The following is a 20177-nucleotide window of genomic DNA, read 5'->3' as shown; positions in this document are numbered from 1 at the left end:
TCCCCCTTTATATATTTAATTCCCGAGCCAGCTTCCCGGAAAACCCCATATTTTTTTGTTTCGTACTATCAGCCTTTTACAGAGCCAGATGTGAGACCTGAAATAATTTTCCGCTGGAAAAGCAATACGATAATAACAATTGGAATTGTAACGATGACGGTAGCTGCCGTAATGTCGCCCCAGGGAATCGTATATTCACTTTGGTATAGAGAGATTCCGACCGGTACCGTACGTGCCGTTTCTTTTGAATTTATAGTTAAAGCAAATAAATATTCGTTCCATGCCGCTATAAAGACTAAAATGGCGGTCGTAAAAACACCCGGTGCTGCCAGCGGAAAAATAATTTTGCGGAATGTTAAAAAAGGTGAAGCGCCATCCATCTTTGCTGATTCCTCCAGGTCCCGGGGGATTTGCTGAAAAAAGGTGGATAAAAGCCATATTGCCAGCGGTAGGCTGAACGTGATATATGGGATAATCAAGCCTGTATACGAGTTACGAAGGTTAAATTCCGTTACAAAATTATATATAGGCGATATTATTGCAATGTGAGGGAACATAGATGATGCAAGTATAATCCCCAAAATAATCCCCTTTCCCCTAATGGGAAGCCGCGTCAGTGAATAAGCACTAAACGACGCAAACACAACAGATATTAAGGTTGTAAAAGCAGCAATGACAAAGCTGTTTGTCATGTACTTAACAAGCGGCCTGGTAGTTAGTGCCGACCGATATGATTCAAAGGTTGGATGGCTTGAAAACCATCTAAAAGAGCTGAAAATATCCCCCTGCTGTTTAATAGAGGTTAGGAACACCCAGAGAAATGGAAACATAACGATAAAAATAAACAAAGCAAGTAAAAGGTAAAAAACAGTTTTGTTTTTTGACTCCATTTTGTCATCCCCTATATTTTCACTTTTCCTTCAAACAAATCGGATCCGATAAACTTGACATATATAAGGCTGATCAAGGCAACCGAAACAAACACAATAATCGACAGTACGGACCCTTCCCCGAAATTTTGCTGGGCAAAAAGTGTTTTATAGGCATAGATGGATATAACTTCGGTTGAATTGGCCGGTCCACCGCCTGTTAATACGTAAATTAAATCGAATACTCTAAACGCATCAAGCGTTCGGAAGAGCAATGCAACAAGAATACTCGATTTTAAAAGAGGAAGGGTTATCCTGCGAAATTGCTCCCATTTGGTTGCACCATCCACAGAAGCAGCCTCGTACAGGTCCTTTGGTATTGTTTGCAATCCTGCCAGAAGCAAAAGTGCAATATAAGGCATCGTTTTCCAAATATCAGCTAAGATTACAGCAGACATTGCTCCCGAACCAGTGGTAAGCAAATTCCCCGCATTTGGTACCAAATGGATTTTTTCAAAGAAGTGGGCAATGATTCCCGACTGCCCATCATATAAAAATTTCCACATCATAGCTGATACTGCTGTTGGAATTGCCCAAGGAATAAGCACAGCAGCCCGAACGATACTTCTTCCAAAGAAGGCACGGTTAATGAGAAGGGCAACCAATAATCCAAGCACAAGCTCGAATAAAACAGAAAAGAAGGTGAAAACGAATGTATTTAGCAAGGACTTCCACATGCGTCCATCTTTAAGATAAACGCCATAATTGGATAGTCCTACAAAATTTTCTGCAAGCATTTCTTTTGAAACAGATTTAGCTAGATCCGCTGAATCATCCCCTAACTTTTTTATTTCCTTTGACCCTTCCACTTTATTAAGTTCTTTAGACATAGCCAGCATGTCGGAACGATACCCTTTAATAACAGAGTCATCGGCCTGTGCATATTTTAAATTCTCATCCTTTACTGGCTTAAAGTTCTGTACCATTTCATCGACTTTATTAAATTGGTCCTTAAAACCTGGCTGCTTCATTAATTTTTCATGGTCTTTCTTCAGTGTATTTATCCAGTTTGCAGATGACTTTCCGGGTGATTTAGACTGTAACTCCTCCAGAGACTTCCTCAAATAATAATAGTCGTTGGCATACCGTTCCACATCAACATTGGACTTTAGCATTCGTATCGATTTAGCTGGATCATTAAGCTTATAGTCAAAAAGGCTGTTCCAAAAAGACATCGTAATAGGCCAGATAACAATTACCAGAATGAGGAGCAGGGATGGTAAAACGAAGACATACCCAAGCTGTTTTTCACTAAGCGAAAAATTTCTCTTCAATGGAATCACCTTTTTCTTAAAAGTCCGTTTAAAAGTTAATGACTCTTACAAATGCGAAAGAATGGGAGACGGCTGTATGCCTATCTCCCCTTTAAATCGGCAAAGGCTTTTTACTTAATAGCAGCCTTTATTTTCGTTTCCATATTCTGTACGGCCTGTTCAACACTTTCACTATTCGATAGAGCCTTTGAGACTTCAATTTGAATGATATCGGAGATTTTTTGGTAATTAGGTGTTACAGGTCTTGGAATTGTACTGCTGAGTGTTTTTATAAAGAAAGGCTCCTTAAACAGCGGCCTGGCCTTTTGGACTTCTGGTTTATCATATAGCGCCTTAATAGTAGGTGCACGGCCGCCTTCCACTGCTGAAATGGTCTGGCCATCAGGGCCCGTCATGAATTTAACAAATTCCCACGCCTCTTTTGGATGATCTGTATAACGGTTAATCATTGCCATATAGCCGCCAAGTGTAGAAGCTGAACCTTTATCTCCCTTTGGAAGGGTGGTATAACCGAATTTTCCTTTTACCTTAGAATCTGACGCATCATCAGCTGTTTTAGCCATATATGGCCAGTTTCTTGCAAGGGCAGTTTGTCCCTGATTAAATGCTCTTTCTGTTTCTGTTTCCTGATACGTTAGCAGGTTATTAGGTGTTATACCGGAGTTAGCTACTTCTACCATCTTTTTTAGTCCTTTAATTGTCTCAGGGCTATTTACAACTACCTTATTATTTTCATCAATAATTTTTCCTCCGTAAGAACCAATGAACTCCATTGCGTTTACCACGAGCCCTTCATATTGGTTGGCCTGCATCACATAGCCAGCAGTAGTGCCACCTTTGCCTTTTGCCTGTTTAGCCTGAGCAATAAGCTCGTCCCAGGTTTGCGGGGGATTTGGTATTAAATCCTTCCGATAGAAGAGAATCCCTGCATCCATGTATTTCGGCATCGCCCACTGCTTGCCGTCAAACTTAGCAGCCTCCACAGTACCAGGGAAGTAATTGTCCATTTTGATATGGTCTTTGTCAATAAAGCGGTCCAATTCCATTGCATAATTGGCCTGAGCAAATTCTGCCGGCCAAACCACATCCGCATCAAACACGTCAATCTCCGAGCTTTTACTGCTAAAGGCAGTAACGTATTGATCATGCTGCTGACCACTGCTGTTAGGCATTTCAAGATAGTGGATTTTAATATTGGGATGAGATTTTTCAAAAGCATCAATTAATTTTTTTGTACTCCCAGTTGTATCAGCACCTCGAGCATATGTAATTTCGACGGTTTTTCCCTTACTGTCACCTTTACTGCTTTTTTCTGACGTGTTGCCCGTAGTCTTAGAACTACTATCTGAACAAGCCGTAAGAGAAAAAGCAAGAAGTGAAGCAGTTGAAAGGGTAATAATTTTTTTCAATCTCATCGTATTCCTCCTTAAAAATTGTATGTTAAAAAAGCGATTACATATTTCTTTTTCCTTTCTCAAAAGATATAAACCTGAATATTCCGATTTTTATGCTTAGAAAAGAAAAGTATTTCTTTAGCCCCCCTTCCATAAAAAGGCTTTTTAATTTTTGAAAATGAAGCAAATATTAATGTTAGAAATAAAAAAAAGGCGGGATTTGTCCACATGGAGAATGTTGAAAGTATATACGGGGCATCTAAGGCAGTAAGGAACTCCCACTCAAAAGCCAAGAAAAAGGGAAAGAAGAAGGGTTCTGTTATTGCTATATCTTCTATTCCACTTGTAATGACATTGGGAAATTCAATGTTAATACCGGTTCTGCCTGCGATGGAAAAAAGTTTATCCATAACCGCTTTTCAAACTAGCATGATTATAACAGTTTATTCTATTGTGGCTATTATCCTTATTCCCATAGCAGGATATATTTCCGACCATATTGGCAGGAAAAAGGTTATCATTCCAAGCTTAATTATTGCAGCAATCGGCGGAGTGATTTCTGCATGGGCTGCATGGAAAATGGACAATTCATATTGGGTAATCCTTATCGGACGTTCATTGCAGGGTGTGGGTGCTGCTGGTGCATTTCCAATTGTCCTTCCTCTCGTTGCGGACATGTTTAAAAGCGAAGATGAAGTTAGCAGTACACTGGGTATTATTGAAACCGCCAACACATTTGGTAAAGTAATCAGTCCTGTCTTGGGAGCTTTTTTAGCAGGTTTTATATGGTATATACCATTTTTTTCAATACCAATCCTTTGTGCCATTTCAATTCTAATGATGCTGTTTATGGTCAAAAGTCCTAAGACTGATCAAAAACCGCTCCCGTTTAAAGAATTTCTCACCAATCTTAAAAAAATCCTTGGCGAAAAAGGACGCTGGCTATATGCAATCTTTTTCATTGGGGGCATACTTATGTTTGTCCTTTTCGGCATCCTGTTTTATTTATCCGATAAATTTGAAAAAGAATATGGAATTAAAGACATTAAAAAGGGACTATTTTTAGCTATTCCTCTCGGAGCTCTATGCCTATCTTCATTTTTGACGGGTAAATTTATAAAGAAAAACAAGGTCATGATGAAATGGATTAATCTAGGAGGAACTGTTCTTGCAGCAGCGGCCATAGGAGCACTTTATTTCTCAGATAATCTTTGGTTCATGATTATGATGTTTTTACTTGCCGGAATTGGTATTGGCGTTGGACTGCCATGCCTGGACGCCTTAATTACAGAAGGAATAGAGAAAGAGGAAAGGGGAACAATCAGTTCCATTTATAGTTCCATGCGATTTATAGGGGTTGCAGCAGGTCCTCCTGTAGTCGCCCTTCTAATGAAAAAATCCGATAACTGGATTTTTATCGTACTTGGCGGAGTGTGTATACTTGCTGCCATTGTAGCCTTAATGGCTATTCGTCCGGGTGCTAAGAAAACAAGCAAAGCATAAAAACGCCGGGGGAAATCCCGGCGTGATTTATTTAGCTTAGTAAATTTTGAACGCCAGATGGAGAAAATGTTTCTAGTCAGGCGGAAAGTACAGAGACAAGGCAAAGCTTTATCAGCTTTGCCCCGCACAAAAAAATCATTGTTTTTTTGCCGTAGTCGTGCATTCTTTTAACAAAGTTCACATTTCCCTGAAGGTGCCATATAATCCAACTACGCCTCTTCTCTCACCAATGGCCTAGTTTTTTTATATTTTATTTTTGACAGGTTTCTTTAAAATTCCAAGCAGAACCGCAGTTACTACTGCACCAGCAAGGATAGCTAATGCATACTGTAGTACACCATGTTCAACTAACGGTACTACGAAAATTCCTCCGTGCGGTGCTCTTAAGCCAATTCCAAAAGCCATTGATAGAGCTCCTGCTACGGCAGAACCTGCCATAGCCGCAGGAATTACACGTAAGGGATCAGAAGCTGCAAACGGGATGGCTCCCTCAGTTATAAAGGATAGCCCCATGATATAGCATGCCTTTCCTGCATCTCTTTCCTGTGTTGTAAATTTGTTTTTAAATAAAGTTGTAGCAATCGCAATTCCCAGCGGCGGAATCATACCAGCTGCCATAATAGCGGCCATTGGCTGGTAAACTCCGCTTGCAAGTAAACCTGTACCAAAAACATATGCTGCTTTATTAACAGGGCCACCCATATCAAAGGACATCATTAAACCAAGAACAATACCAAGCAATACAGCGTTACCGGTTCCAAGGTCAGTCAGCCAGTGTGCAATTGCTTTATTCAGTATTCCAACCGGCTTATTCACTACAAAAAGCATGATAAATCCTGTAATGGCTATGCCAAATAACGGATATAAAAGAATACTTTTAATTCCTTCCAATGATTGTGGAAGTTTGGAGAACAATTTCTTTAATAGAACAATAACATAACCAGCTAGGAAACCAGCAATCATACCACCAAGGAAGCCTGCACCGCCGCTTGAAGCAAGCATACCACCAACCATACCTGGTGCAAATGCAGGACGGTCTGCAATACTCAAAGCGATAAATCCTGCAAGAACGGGAACGATTAATCCAAATGCATTTCCTCCGCCAATGGTCATTAATGCTTCTGCAAATTTATTATAAGTTGGATCACCAGGCTTAAAGGAGTTATATCCGAACATGAAACAAATGGCAATTAATATACCTCCGCCAACTACAAATGGAAGCATGTTTGAAACGCCATTCATTAAGTGTTTGTAAAAACCAGTACGGGTTTCTTTTTTATCAGAAGATGCCTCTTCCTTTCCTGAAACTCCTTTGTATACAGGTGCATCCTGTTTTAGTGCTCTTTCAATTAATTGCTGAGGCTTTCTGATACCATCCGCTACAGGTACCTGAATAACATGTTTGCCTTTAAATCTTTCCATTTTAACATTAATATCAGCAGCGATGATAACTGCAGCTGCATTCTCTATCTCTTCATCTGTGAGAACGTTTTTTGCTCCTCCAGAGCCATTTGTTTCAACCTTAATATCAACACCCATTTCAGCTGCTTTTGCTTTTAACGAGTCTGCAGCCATATAGGTATGTGCAATACCTGTCGGACAGCCTGTTACAGCCACCACGGTGTTTTTCTTACCTGAAAGATCCTGTTCCTCCTCCTCTTCATGGTCATAACTATTAATTATGTCTAGTACTGTTTCAGGAGAATCAGCATTTAAAAGTTTCTCACGTGCTTCCTGGTTCATCAAAATGGATGACAACCGGGCTAAAGCTTCCAAATGAGTATTATTTGCACCTTCTGGCGCTGCAATCATGAAAAACAAATGTGCAGGCTGTCCATCTAGAGATTGATAATCCACCCCTGCTTTAGACTTTCCAAAAACAATAGCCGCGTCTTTAACAGCCTTCACTTTAGCATGCGGAATGGCAATTCCATCACCAATTCCTGTTGTACTTTGTTCTTCCCGATTAACAATGGCAGCTTTAAATTCATTTTTGTCTGTGATTTTCCCTGCCTTATAAAGTACTTCTGTGAGCTCATCTATAGCTTGTTCTTTTTGTGCAGATGTCATAGTTAGAAGAATAGTCGGTTTAGTTAGCAGTTCAGTAATTTTCATTAACTCTCCCCCTCTTGAAAATCAGTTATTTTTACCTGCGGAAGTAATTCATCGATTTGTTCTTTTGTACATAAACCGATTGAAAAAGCAGTTGCACTTCCAGAAGCTACCCCATATTTAAAAGCCTCTGCAAAGTTTCTTGTTTCCTGATATTTTGCAAGAAAGCCTGCAACAGTTGAATCCCCAGCACCTACTGAGCTTTTTACTTCTCCTGCTGGAACCTCAGCTGAATAGGTGATTTCATTATTTAAAAAAACAGCGCCCTTCTCAGCAAGCGACACAATAACGTTTTGAGCTCCTTTTTTCAGCAGCTCCCTGCCGAAATAAATGGCTTCTTCCTTAGTACTTATGGTTGTTTCAAATAGTTCTCCAAGTTCGTGATGGTTTGGTTTAATGAGTAAAGGCTTATATGGCAGAACTTTTATTAGTAAATCTCCTTCAGCATCAACGATAAATCCAGTGCCATTTTCCGTGCATATCTTTACTAAATCTTCATACGTGGTTTTCGGCATACTGGAAGGAATGCTCCCGGCAAGAACTAGAATATCTTCATTGGACAATTGAGCAGCCTTGTTTTTAAGTGCTTCTAAGTCCTCGCTGCTGATTTTTGGCCCACGTGCATTTATCTCAGTTTCTTTTTTAGATTTCACTTTCACATTTATTCGAGTATCTTCCTCCACCCAGACAAAATCTGTTTCAATATTCTCGCGGGAGAGGTATTCATCGATGTACCGGCCTGTAAATCCTCCTGCAAAACCGAGCGTTATGCTTCCAACACCCAATCTATTCAAAACCCGGGAGACGTTAATGCCTTTACCTCCTGGGAATTTCGTTTCCTTAGAAGTTCTATTCAAACCGCCTAATTCTACTTGTTCCAATTCAACAACGTAATCAACTGATGGATTTAAAGTTACTGTGTAAATCATGATGTCACTACCTTTATTGTTGTTTTGCTTTTATAATGTTTGCTTATATCTTCTTCCAGCTTATTTGTAATAATAACTGCCTGGTTAAGATCAGCGATTTTCCCAAAAGAAATTTCTCCAAATTTCGAATCGTCAGCAAGAATGAACACATCTCTTGAAAGGTTTATAGCCTTTTGCTTAACCATAGCCTCCTCCTGATCAGGAGTTGTGTATCCAGATTGAGGATGGATGCCGTTGACCCCAATAAAGGCCTTGTCAAATCGGTACATCTCAAGGCCTTCCAGTGCCCCCCGGCCAATAAGAGCATTTGTCGAAGGTTTAGCATAGCCGCCTAAAAGATATGTTTTGATTCCTTTGTTCAATAAGTCACTCAAATGCATAAAACCATTTGTAACAACAGCCAAGTCTTTAACATCAAGAAAATCAATCATCTCTTTTGTAGTTGACCCGGCATCAAGATAGATACTGTCACCCTCTTCAATTAAGCTGGCTGCATATTGTCCAATTAATCGTTTTTCCTGAAGGTTTATGGATGCTTTTTCAATCATGCTTGGTTCCTGAAGCTTCCCCTGAAGCCTCGCTGCCCCGCCATGAATTCTTTTTAAAAACCTTGATTCCTCAAGCTGGGAAAGATCACGTCTTATGGTTGATTCAGAGGTATTAGTTAAATCAATAATTTCCTGGATTTTTATAACACTCTTTTCTTTTAGCAAATCCAGTATGATTCTATGACGCTGTTGCGTTAACACTTTTAGCACCTCTTTTCATCTTTCTCTGCCTTCATTATACTGTAAGCGATATCATGATTCAATCATTTTCTATCAAAATCATCTAAAAACAGTCATATGTGTGAACGTTTTTGAATGTATACTGAATATTTTATTTATCAGCAATTCTTTTATTATTTATTAAGCGAAAATTTCCTAATGAAATTTCTAACTAACTATGTTATATTATTAAAGCAGACATTTAACACGCGGGTGTGGCGGAATCGGCAGACGCGCTAGATTCAGGTTCTAGTGGGGGCAACCCCGTGGAGGTTCAAGTCCTCTCATCCGCATATAAAAACCCAACCAATTCTGGTTGGGTTTCTGACTTTCTTTATCTTTATTATGGAGGAGTACCCAAGTGGTTATAAGGGGGCGCACTCGAAATGCGTTAGGGCGGGCAACCGTCGCGTGAGTTCGAATCTCACCTTCTCCGTCAAAAAAGCTTGCTCAAAATTATTAGAGCAAGCTTTTTCTTTTTCCCATCTATTCATTCATCTGCGATATCCTGCCTATTCCAATCTTTTTACAAAGTCATGAATAAATAAGCCCAAGCTCCTCGCTCAATCTTAAAACTGAAGTTAATGATTATTTTTGTGAAAATAATTAACATTTAATTATTTGCCTTTTTTCCGCGTCTTTACAAGATTTTATTAAAAGAGTGTATAATAGTGGAAGAGAATATAGAAAAAGGATGATTTGATGAATATAACAGGCCATACTATTGAAAAACTTGAAGATCCATTTGGACTTTTATCAGGCGACCGCTACGAGTTCTTTTTGGATATTGATGTAGATGAAGATGACGAGCTTTACTCCGAAAATGGAATAGGTTTAAAAGTAATCTATGGTGTTGACGGAGATAACTTTAAAATTCTGCAGTATCACTTTTATGAAAAAGGTCCAGAGAAAGTTCTCGACTTTGAACTTGAAGAGGACGAAGAGGCAGATGTTAATCTTTACTGCAAACAAGCAATAACAGATTTCGTTTGAATTCTTGAACTAAAACGTTAGAAAAGCAGGGATTTTCCTGCTTTTCTTTTCATTTATTGACTCTTTTGTAAAGAAAGGCACAAGCGCCCTGTTCAGATGATGAAAGGCTAAAAACGCCACGTCCTCGAAAAGCTGCGCTTTTCTTCGTGCGATGTATAAGCTGCCGGAGCGTTCCTTGTCCTGATTTCTGAAGTGATTTGGCTTATGGAACCCCGTGCTGTTCGAATCATCACCTCTCGATCATGATCCTCACAAGATATTCAAAGAAGTATATTCTCGCGGAAAGCTGGCTGGGCGCTCCTCGAAAAGCTGCGCTTTTCTTCGTGCGATGTATTGCTGACGAAGCGTTCCTTGTGGAGCTGGATTATAATAACCTAGTTCGGATTTATCCACAAGGTGAAAATCTATAATTTTCTAATCGACGATAAAAGTTTCTGCCTACTCCTTTGAATCGTAAAAAACATGTTCGACATGCAAAGTTTCCCCTACTGTTATTACCCCATAGGAATACTGTTCTTGTCTCCGTTTGTCTGTTGCAGATCCTGGATTAAATAAAAGAATTTCCCCGGCCCTTTTCTTCAGGGGAATATGTGAATGTCCGAAAATGATCAAATCCACATGATCATCTTTAAATGCACGGAGGGCACGCTTTTCAGTTGTCTGTCCTTTCCCATGCCCATGAATAATCCCGATGTGAAATTTACCAGCTTCGATAATTTTCTTTTCAGAGAAAATTCCTTTTATATCTACTCCGTCGACATTCCCATAGACTCCCTCGACTTTACCGTATTTGGAAAGCTCCTCATAAACCTCCACTGTTTGCCAATCACCCGCATGCAACATAAGGTCTGCAACGACAAGGTCCTTTAATAAAGCAGTGGGTAGTTTTTTTGCTCTTCTCGGTATATGAGTATCTGAAACAACAACTATTTTCATAAGGTTCCTTTATTAATACAAAGATATTGTTTTTTTATTTTTATATTCCCGAACCACCTCTTCTTAATCTGAACAAAAAAAACAGGAAGAAATTTATCTCCGCTGTTCTCTCAAGAGGTTTCCTCAGGATAATGAAAAGCATATAAACAACTTATAAAGTCTTCGAATGGAAGTGAGGCCTCTCCCTCTAATTCTCCATTTCCTTTAACGCTAGTAACAATCGATCCTGCCCAGGTTTGCCTGCTGTCATTGTTAGGATTGTAAAAATAAACACGGGAAATTTGATCCTGGTCAATCCCTACTCGCTGGATTAATATCGCATGCGCCCCCATGTTATTCCCTTTATCATCTAAAATGAAAATGCCTGCAGGCTGAGGTAAAGAATCATGGATAGCAAAATGACTTGCAGGATGATAATACTTTCTAAAATGGCTGTAAAAGTTCAGGTCATTATAAATACTCGAAAAACCAGAAAGAACATGAGGGCCGTAAAAAGCTGGGTTGACCCATTTATGCGGATCATCTTTCCTTCCGCCTGCCATTTTCAGCATTTCATTATAAACACAATGGAGATGCGGAAGAAGGATTACAGAAACAGGGTCCATCGGAATAGATAAATTTAAAGAATACTTCTCTAGAAGGGAGGAAGATAACCTTATTCCCTCAAATTCCATTTCAATATGATCCAGAGCAACAGCCTTGCTTAAAAGCTCCAACAAATATAATGGATGTGTTTGAGCCCAGTAACTAAGGGCCCTGGTTGACTGGCAGGTTGGATTATGGCCCTGAGCAATGCCGAGCGGGGATCCAAGCAGACATATAGCACCTGCAATTATCACTGCTCTTACCTCGGACGGTGAAATTTCAAATGATTTCTCAATCCTTCCCTGTACTGTAATACTAATAGGTACTGATGCAAGAGAACGCAGACTATAAAGTATATCCTCTGACATGATGTTTTCTTCTATTAATTTTGAAAGTCCGTAAACACTTTGATGTGTTGTAAAAATGAGTGATTTATCTATTAAAAACCGAATTTCTTCGAGGCAGCCCAGTAACTGATTTCTGCCATTTTGTCCTAAACCTAGTACATCTCCCAGCAAATGAGGGTAATTCTCTGATAAAAATTTAGTTATAGAAACATGATGATTTGATACAATCCCTGTAAGGAACATGGATTCCGCAAACTGTCCTGCTTCAGCCTTCAGCTCATTCTCATTGCATCCAGAAAGACAAGCCATATAATGATCCTCATGCAATTGACTTAATTTTGTTGGAGTATGGAGGGCATTTTTAAAAAGAAGATATTTATGCGGGATTCGATTAGTCTGTTTTGACAGCGTCTCTCCAGCCTCAATCATGGTTACTATTTTATTGTTTACAATTGGTCTCTGTGCAGACAATTCTTCAATTTCTATTATGAATTTATCAAAAATCTCCGGGCTTGCATGGTATTTTGCTATAAAAGTAAAAAAGCGGTTCAGTGTTTCAATATCTCTGTTCTGTAGCCTTGTTAATTCATTTATCTTTGGAAATACCAAGTCTAAATTCAAGACTAGAACCTTATCAATAAATCGGGATGCTGCTTCCCTGCTAAAGCCAGTTTTATCAAAAATTCCAATTGAAATAGCCAGCACCCGAATATCACTTAGCATTTCACATACCGCTGTTAGTCCCCCGGCCAGGAGAGTTCCTCTTACAAGTCCAGGCTTAAGAAGAACTGGATCCCCCCAGGGCGTGGACGAAAACAAGCCCGCTTGCTCAAATAATGGTGCATAGTAAAGAGCCGTCTCAAACCCTGTTTCTGTATTTAGCAAATCTCTGGCATAGCTTATACATTGCTTTCGAAGATTTATGTCACCCTGAGCCCCCTTCGATGCTAATGCATTTAGAGTGCCAAGAAAAAGTCCATCTAAAGATTGCTGTTTTAAGCCCAATTGACACCCCTCTTTTTCGAAAGTTTTGGTCCTTTTCAGCTTCGCCAAGCAAGGGATTTTTAAATCACAAGGCTGTTTTATATTTTAAGTGTTCCAGGAGTTTTCTCTCCTGGCTAAAGCTTCCGCCTTCCGAAACAAAATCCCGATTTACACCTTGTATATATAGGATAGTATTGTTATGTATGAAATGTGCCCGATATTTCTAATGAGCCCCATTTTCTTTTAAGAATAGGCTTTGTTATACTTGCCTGTAGATTTCCGCTCTCGACATTCGTTTTCTGCTCCCATCAACTTTGTACAAAATTATTAATAGCTTTAACACAAAGTAAATGTAAAAAACTGCGCTCCTTTTTAGGGACGCAGCTTTTTGATAATTGTTATGAAAGCCAAGTATAATCCTGTCCCCAGCTTTCCTGGGCCATCTTCCGAACTTCCTCAACTATGCTGTCTTCAACCATATAGGTATCTCCCTGTTCATAAGGATTATAATGGAAAGCATACATACGGGATACAAATTCAGCGAAAGGCAGCGATGACTCGCCTTCGAGCTCCCCATTGCCACGAACGCTCGGTTCAACGCCTTTGCCCCAGTTCTGGCCGCTGTCATTATTCGGATTGTAAAAATAAATCCGATATTCTCCTTCAGGATCCTTGTCAATCCGTTGGATGGAAACAGCATGAAGTCCTAGCAATTTCCCATGAACGTTTGTGATATAAATTCCTACCGGGTTCGGATAAATTAGCTCATAACCCTCATTGTAGTCAGGATGATGTGTTGCATAAAACAATCTTACAAACGCTTCATAATTTACAACGGCTCCGGTTAATGGATCAATAAGATTTTTGAAGCCCCTTGGAATCCATTCTCCGTAAAACTCAGGGTTAACCCATTTATGGCCATCTTCTCCACGCAGAAACGTCCGTTTCATCATCTCATTATAGACTTTATCCAAATGAGGTACTAAAACCACTGAAACAGAATCCAGTTCATAATGGATTTCATCCGCAACTCCACCTTCAATTTGGCTGGAATGAATCACTTCTCCTTCAAAAGTTATGTCAATATCATTATCCCTGGCAGCACGGGCGAGTAAATCTAATAATTGGCCGATACCATGCTGTGCCCATAGGCTGATTGCCCTCGCTGACTGGCAGGTCGGATTTAAACCCTGACCTACACCCAGTGGCTGACCAAGAACACTAGCTATCCCTGCAAGAAGTACTCCATTTGCAGTAATACCGCCTTGCTCATACTCTGGCTTAAGCAAAGCTTTTTTCACCTTTGGATGAATATCCAGTTCAAATAACCTTCTAATACCCGGAATAATTGGATCCTGAGTAAGAACACCCCTATTCAGCATGCGCGAAAGTCCATAAATAGACTGACGTGTTTCAGGATGAATACCTAGCTGAATGAAATCATGAATAAAGGAAGTATTAGCATTGAAACTTGCCGTTCCCGTTTCAGATAATTCTAATGCAGCTGGAATAAGATCTGGGTTTGCGCGATTTAAGAACCTGATAAATATTGCGTGATAAGGTGACACAAGCCCAGTTTCGTTCATTGAGGAAGCAAATGCCTCTGCTTCCTTCGCCCATTCACTCTCGCTTGCTTCTTTTAATGCTAAACGGTACTCGCGCAGACTGTTGTATTTTTCGCTTAAGGGAGAAACAGCGGCCAATGCTTTAGCATATTTGAGCAAGGCCTGTTTTGATTCCTCTTCAATATTGGATTGGGTCATATGATTGGCCATATTTATCATTTTTTCAATTCTGCTTGTCATTATTGGCCGTTGAACAGTCAGCCGGTCAATCTCGCTAACAATTTTTGCAGCAATTGCATTAAAGGAAAGTTCTTCACCAAGAAACTGAAAAAGTCTTTCCGCTCGTTCAATATGTTCACCAGTATTAATACGGGATGCTTCTGTTTCTGGAGGAAACAGAAGGTCCAGATTCAGGGCTAGAACCTCATTTAAAAAGTCCTTTGCTTCGGAGGCACTAACCTTTTCGTGTTCATAATCTCCTTTAGCAATGGAGAGCATTCTCATTTCACTCAGCAGTTCAATGATCGAATTAACCCCCTTTACCTGAAAGGAACCTCCGACAAATGGAGCCTGCAGCTTGGAAGCATCTTCCCAGGGCCCGCCATTAAATACTCCTGCTTTATCGAATAACGGCGCTTTTTCATAGATTGCTTGGAGGCCTTCCTTACTCCCGGCAAGCTCGATTGAAGTCTGGAAAACGTCCGTTTGATACATGCTTTTAGCAAATGGTTTAGCGCTTTCAAGCCTTTCGAGGGCTTGTGTAAATTTATCTGTTAATGCTGTGATTTGTGCTGCCATTTAGTACTTCCCCCTAAAATGATTAAAGATAGAAATCGTAATCCTCATATTCTTTTAAAAGCTCTCTCATCCGGCCGCTGTCATCTCCAAAGAAAAAAATGGTTCCATAGTGATTTCCGAATCCAACACGTTCTGCAACCTTGGAGGTAACGGGAATAAACATGTCATGGCGCTCAAAATAAGGATCTTCTTTAAGTTCTTCAGGAACATTCAATCTATCAATAATGTGGACCCTTGGGTAGACCATCAAGCTTCCCGCATAACCTTTTGCAGATGTAACTTCCTCAGGGAAAAAGTCCTCAAGCACATCTTCCGGGGTATCTGGGTCACTGCAGAGAATTTGAGCCTGAAATGCGCTAAAGCCATAGGCGCGCTCAATCAGTTCGAAAATATGGCCGCCCGGAACCCTTGCAGCCACCTCACCAAAGTTAATCGAACCGTCCGGTGAAATAAAATATTCAGGATGGATTACACCATATTTAATTTCAAAAGAATCAACCAGCTTTTCAATTTGTTCACGAATTTTCGGTCTCCATTCTTCGAGTGAAGGGGAAGCAGGGATGAAATTCGAATGTCCGAGCTGAACATACTCCGTTATATTTAAAAAACGAACTTTTCCATTGTGGATAAACGCTTCACAGGAAAACTCCTGTCCGTCCAAGTGGCTTTCCATCAAACAAGGAAATTCATCAGCAGACATTAATTCAATGTCCTTCGGATCCTGAATCATTCTGTGCCCAACTGTGCCTGCTTTATTCAGCGGCTTAACATGAATAGGATCATTCACATCTCCATCAAGCTTAATAAGGGCTTCATTAACTCTTTTCAAAAAGCGATAAACGTCTTCCTTGTCATATGCTTCTTCAAAAACACCAACTTTGATTCCAGCCATTTGGGCCTTTCTTTTCATTAGACCTTTATCCCTTAAAAGTAAAGAACGATTGAAAATGCGGGGGTCGTTTTGAAAACGGGCATTAAGTACCCCTGCCCATTCTACTGTTTCTTCGTATATTGGAACGGCAAGCTTAGTATTTAAATCTGCCAACTTTTGATAAAGCTCATCTGATTTTTCGTTTAGGCGTTCAAACTGCCAGGCAACAAAGTTAATATCATTGCTATCAGCAAAGGCCTGAAATTCAGGCGGCCCGACTACTACAAAAGGGCGATTTAGTTTATCAATAGCTTCAATTGCCTGAAGACTCCATCCTAATAATGCAGTTAATTTCTCATTTAAACTCTCATTAATTCCCATTTTTTTCCCTGCCCTGTCTTTAAAATAATAGCTTTTAACCACTTCTATATTTCCAATTTAAAAGACTATTAAACTTAATTTTTCAAATATTGGTTTAATCTCTCATTTTTACAGGTATCTAGTATATTGGAAAACTTTCCAAAGGAGCGAGATTATGGCCGACTGGTATGAAAAACTAACATTCTACTTCCCTGAAATAGAAATGAAAATAAAAGGGCAAATGGAGCAGTTATTTTTGGATAAAGACGGGATATACAAAAGAGATGAAGGAATTGATTATGTATTAATTTACCTTGAAAAAGAGGATTTTATTTTTATAGATTATATTCTGATAACTGGATCAAACAGAGGGAAAGGCGCTGGAAGCAGGCTGATTGATAGGCTAAAAAGAAAAGGTAAACCGATTATTCTTGAAGTAGAGCCTATTAATTCTCAAGATCCCGATTCGAAAAAACGAGTACGATTTTATGAAAAAAATGGCTTTAAAATGGCACGTTCTATTACTTACCAGCGCATGCATATTGTGACAAATGAACTTAATGAGATGGATATATACTATTGGTCTCCTGAAAAAATTTCAGAAAACTGGATTTTTGCTAAAATGAAAGAAACCTATATTCAGGTCCATACTTATAAAGCTAAGGATATTTACGGTAAAGAAATGCAGCATGTTTCTGAAGTCCTTTATCTCAACAAAAATATCTTAAGACGGGCAGAATAGTCTGTTCATGAATCTAAAAACAAGGCTCTTTTCTAAGAGATTGTTTAAATTTAAAGAAACTGTGAACAAAAATAAAAGAGACTCCTGCGGGAAAAGCAAGCTAGGCGAGACCCCGCAGGTCGTTAGAGACCGAGGAGGCTCGCGGATTGCCCACGGAAAGCGAGTCTATTTTTGCGTTTATAAACCACAAAGGTTACAACAAGAGCTAAAAACAAACACGCCTGGAATAATATCCCGGCGTGTTTTAGCGTTGATTTTGTGTCTTTTTTAAGAATACGTCCATAAAGTTTTGAAGAAGCTTTGGAATGTCTGCTTCCATCCCTATAAAATCGAGAGTCTCTTTTGGTTCCTCATCTGGTTTAGGGCGAAAATCAGCTATGCTTTTTCCACGGGCATTTCCAAATTGCTCGACCCTTACTCTTCTTGGCAGGTATCTTACCAGGTCCGGATTGGTCAAAGCGATCAAGGGAACTACATCATGAATAGGCGCACCCTTAATTCCGGGAACAAGCTTTTGATAAGCTGAATAATAGTAATCATATGCTGGTTTCAACAATGGCTTAAAAGGACTGGGGCTATTTATAGACAAAAATTCAATCATTTCAGGGGTAACAATCGCCCGGTTTGTTATATTCAAAGGGTGAAGGAAAATATTCCTGCCTTTTTCCATAACCGTGTAAGCTGCGATTGGATCAGCATAAAAATTTGCTTCTGCTTCAGATGTCACATTCCCTGGTACAAGGAAAGCTCCACCCATAATATAAAAGGCAGATACATCTTTCAATGCGTCAATTCCATATAAAATAAAGGGCAATGCAAGTTCTGTAAGCCTCCCAACCCCAACGATATAAAGGTTGTTTTTGTATAGGTTTACAAGCTCAATAATTTTATTGATATCATATAAATTCAGATTTGTAAGGTTTGCTGGCGGCCTAATCGGACCAAGTCCCTCTTTTCCATGTATTTCAGGATAATAGGAGGTTTGCTCACCTGATAACGGTCCAGCTGCTCCGGCGATAATAGGGATATCCTCCCTGCCAGCAAGCTTTAGTAAATAAGCGGTGTTCCTAACGGACTGTTCCTTCGTTATATTTCCATAGCCACTTACCACACCAACAACTTTAATCTCAGGGTTCATTAATGCATACATTAAAGCAAAAGAATCATCCACACCGGAATCAACAAACATGAGGACATTAAACATAGCAATACCTCCCCAGCCTACTTTTACAGTTTATGCAGTTAGGGGTTTTAAAAAAAATTAATTTATTATCATTACAGAAGCTCTTGCGAATTTGCAGGAATTACAGCATCCATTATTGCCTTTTCCACGTCTTGTTTATATTCTTCCATTTGTGCTTCTGTCCAGAACAGCCGGTGTCCCATATACTTGATTACAGATTCCATATATTCTTTAACTCTGTTTATATTAAATAATAGATCTCCTGTCCTTCTAAGGATAAAGTCAAGCGGATGGACAATCATCTCATATTCCAGCGCATACTCTAATTTGGCAAATAAATATTTAGGAAGCCCGTACATATTTGAAACTTCCGCTTTATTTTTAATAATATCAAATAAAATCGGCGAATTGGTGCCATAAATTGTTGCGAGTTCCCTAGCTTCGGTTTCCGATAATCCTTCGTTTATTCCTTCTTTAACTCTTTCCTTCACAAACTCAGGAAATTGTTTCGAACCCCCAAAGTCACCGCCAGAAATAGGAAGATTCTTTGTGCTGCACTCAGAAAATGGCCCTTCTTTTTCAAAGATTAGCTGATTTGCCAGCAGATCAACAACCGTTTCTGCCATTTTTCTGTATCCAGTTAGTTTTCCGCCGGCAATTGTAATTAGGCCAGAATCAGAAGTCCATATTTCATCCTTCCTTGATATTTCTGAAGGGTCCTTCCCTTCTTCATAGATAAGCGGTCTGACCCCTGCCCAGCTTGATTCTAAATCCCCTTCAGAAGCCTTAACCTCCGGGAACATAAAATTGATAGCTTTTATAAGATAGGTCCGGTCACTTTCGGTTATTTTAGGATTTAATGGGTCACCATCGTAAAAAGTATCGGTTGTTCCAATATAGGTTTTCCCAGCCCGGGGAATGGCAAATACCATTCTTCCGTCTGGTGTATCAAAATACACAGCCTGGTTTAGAGGAAAGCGGGAATGATCGATGACAAGATGTACCCCTTTTGACAGCTTTAACTGTTTTCCTTTTTTTGAGCTGTCCATTTCCCTGATAAAATCAACCCACGGGCCTGTTGCATTTACTACTTTTTTCGCTTTAATTGTATAAGCAGTTTCATCGAACATATCTTTTATTACAGCCCCACTGGCTTTTCCATCCTCGTATTGCAAAGCCTCAGCTTTAACATAATTCAATACATCCGCACCCTGTTCAGCTGCTTTTTTTATCACTTCTATTGTAAGCCTCGCGTCATCCGTTCTATATTCAACATAATACCCTCCACCTTTAAGTCCTGCTCTTTTTATTAAGGGCTCAAGTTCTAATGTTTCTTTTCTGCTAAGTATTTTTCTGCGCTCATTTTTTCTGACGCCTGCAAGGAAATCATAGATTCGAAGACCAATTGATGTACTAAATTTGCCAAAGGTTCCTCTCTGGTGGATAGGCAGAAGCATTTTCTCCGGCACAGTAACATGAGGGCCGTTCTCGTACACGATTTCCCTCTCTTTCCCTACTTCGGAAACCATTTTCACTTCAAACTGTTTTAAATATCTTAAACCCCCGTGAACAAGCTTTGTAGACCGGCTTGAGGTGCCTGCGGCAAAATCCTGCATTTCGATCAAAGCTGTTTTCATCCCCCTGGTAACTGCATCAAGAGCAATTCCTGCTCCTGTTATCCCACCACCAATAATTAAAACATCATAATTCTCGAGGGACAGTTTTTCAAGTATCGCTTTTCTATTAAAATTTGTGAGGGCAATCATAAGGCTTTTCCTCCTTAAAAAAAGAAAGAGACTACAAACAGCACGATCGTCTGCTGCGATTATGCGCCTGCGTCCCTCCTCCTCCGGAAAATATTAACTTTTTATTTTATTACCCAATTAAGGGTTTCATACACATTTA

General features: G+C 39.6%; 15 protein-coding genes and 2 tRNA genes. 5 read left to right on the top strand and 12 right to left on the bottom strand.

All coding sequences use genetic code 11. From position 1 onward, the window contains the following. Positions 1–68: 68 nt before the first annotated feature. The 3 genes from G8761_RS01935 to G8761_RS01925 form a co-directional block, all read right to left on the bottom strand. Entirely contained in the window at positions 69–890 is an 822-nt protein-coding gene (locus G8761_RS01935) for a carbohydrate ABC transporter permease (RefSeq protein ID WP_166023088.1), read from the bottom strand. A gap of 11 nt (positions 891–901) precedes the next feature. Beyond that, positions 902–2203 (bottom strand): carbohydrate ABC transporter permease, encoded by a 1302-nt coding sequence (locus G8761_RS01930; RefSeq protein WP_243449861.1) that lies wholly within the window; start codon positions 2201–2203, stop codon positions 902–904. A 110-nt stretch (positions 2204–2313) separates the two neighbouring features. Then, positions 2314–3618 carry an ABC transporter substrate-binding protein gene (locus G8761_RS01925; protein ID WP_166023086.1) on the bottom strand — a complete coding sequence of 435 codons (1305 nt, stop codon included), beginning with the start codon at positions 3616–3618 and terminating at the stop codon, positions 2314–2316. A gap of 207 nt (positions 3619–3825) precedes the next feature. Here G8761_RS01925 and G8761_RS01920 point away from each other — a divergent pair, with 207 nt between their 5' ends. Further along, positions 3826–5100: a bacillibactin exporter BcbE gene (locus G8761_RS01920; protein ID WP_166023085.1), complete on the top strand. Its 1275-nt coding sequence runs from the start codon at positions 3826–3828 to the stop codon at positions 5098–5100. Positions 5101–5343: 243 nt separating this feature from the next. On the opposite strand, the gene G8761_RS01915 is transcribed toward G8761_RS01920, so the two are convergent. Genes G8761_RS01915 through G8761_RS01905 form a run of 3 tightly spaced genes read right to left on the bottom strand, consistent with a single transcriptional unit; the run spans position 5344 to position 8890 of the window. Then, positions 5344–7215 (bottom strand): PTS fructose transporter subunit IIABC, encoded by a 1872-nt coding sequence (locus tag G8761_RS01915; protein WP_166023083.1) that lies wholly within the window; start codon positions 7213–7215, stop codon positions 5344–5346. Next, on the bottom strand, positions 7215–8141 hold the full coding sequence (gene pfkB, locus G8761_RS01910) for a 1-phosphofructokinase (RefSeq protein WP_166023081.1): 927 nt from the start codon (positions 8139–8141) through the stop codon (positions 7215–7217). Before pfkB ends, G8761_RS01915 begins: the two co-directional genes overlap by 1 nt. Continuing rightward, positions 8138–8890, bottom strand: a complete 753-nt coding sequence (locus G8761_RS01905) for a DeoR family transcriptional regulator (protein ID WP_166023079.1) — start codon at positions 8888–8890, stop codon at positions 8138–8140. Before G8761_RS01905 ends, pfkB begins: the two co-directional genes overlap by 4 nt. A gap of 227 nt (positions 8891–9117) precedes the next feature. Here G8761_RS01905 and G8761_RS01900 point away from each other — a divergent pair. The 3 genes from G8761_RS01900 to G8761_RS01890 all read left to right on the top strand — a co-directional run bounded on the left by G8761_RS01900 (position 9118) and on the right by G8761_RS01890 (position 9901). After that, a tRNA-Leu gene (locus G8761_RS01900) sits at positions 9118–9201 on the top strand. A 54-nt stretch (positions 9202–9255) separates the two neighbouring features. Further along, positions 9256–9344 (top strand) — tRNA-Ser (locus G8761_RS01895). 266 nt (positions 9345–9610) lie between these two features. Beyond that, entirely contained in the window at positions 9611–9901 is a 291-nt protein-coding gene (locus G8761_RS01890; protein ID WP_166023077.1) for a DUF6509 family protein, read from the top strand. A gap of 438 nt (positions 9902–10339) precedes the next feature. Here the strand turns inward: G8761_RS01890 and G8761_RS01885 are convergent, their stop codons facing one another. The 4 genes from G8761_RS01885 to G8761_RS01870 form a co-directional block, all read right to left on the bottom strand. Next, positions 10340–10837 (bottom strand): metallophosphoesterase family protein, encoded by a 498-nt coding sequence (locus G8761_RS01885; protein ID WP_166023075.1) that lies wholly within the window; start codon positions 10835–10837, stop codon positions 10340–10342. A 110-nt stretch (positions 10838–10947) separates the two neighbouring features. Continuing rightward, the gene (locus tag G8761_RS01880) at positions 10948–12774 is read right to left on the bottom strand and encodes a hypothetical protein (RefSeq protein WP_166023073.1); all 1827 of its coding nucleotides are present in this window, start codon (positions 12772–12774) and stop codon (positions 10948–10950) included. 377 nt (positions 12775–13151) lie between these two features. Then, a complete protein-coding gene (locus G8761_RS01875; RefSeq protein ID WP_166023071.1) occupies positions 13152–15116 on the bottom strand; it encodes a hypothetical protein in 1965 nt (654 codons plus the stop codon). Between the two features lie 22 nt (positions 15117–15138). Then, positions 15139–16368, bottom strand: coding sequence for an ATP-grasp domain-containing protein (locus G8761_RS01870; protein ID WP_166023069.1), 1230 nt, complete (start codon positions 16366–16368; stop codon positions 15139–15141). 154 nt (positions 16369–16522) lie between these two features. Between G8761_RS01870 and G8761_RS01865 the strand changes: the two genes are divergently transcribed. Further along, a complete protein-coding gene (locus G8761_RS01865) occupies positions 16523–17089 on the top strand; it encodes a GNAT family N-acetyltransferase (RefSeq protein ID WP_166023067.1) in 567 nt (188 codons plus the stop codon). 244 nt (positions 17090–17333) lie between these two features. On the opposite strand, the gene G8761_RS01860 is transcribed toward G8761_RS01865, so the two are convergent. Together G8761_RS01860 and G8761_RS01855 are read right to left on the bottom strand one after the other, a co-directional pair. After that, a complete protein-coding gene (locus G8761_RS01860) occupies positions 17334–18293 on the bottom strand; it encodes a nucleoside hydrolase (RefSeq protein ID WP_166023065.1) in 960 nt (319 codons plus the stop codon). Between the two features lie 71 nt (positions 18294–18364). Then, the gene (locus G8761_RS01855) at positions 18365–20035 is read right to left on the bottom strand and encodes an FAD-dependent oxidoreductase (RefSeq protein WP_166023328.1); all 1671 of its coding nucleotides are present in this window, start codon (positions 20033–20035) and stop codon (positions 18365–18367) included. Between the last annotated feature and the right edge of the window lie 142 nt (positions 20036–20177).

This window comes from Neobacillus terrae, assembly GCF_011393025.1.
Taxonomy (GTDB): Bacteria; Bacillota; Bacilli; order Bacillales; family Cytobacillaceae; genus Neobacillus_A; species Neobacillus_A terrae.
Note: the sequence above shows the minus strand (reverse complement) of the source record. Positions and strands in the feature narration are given on the sequence as shown.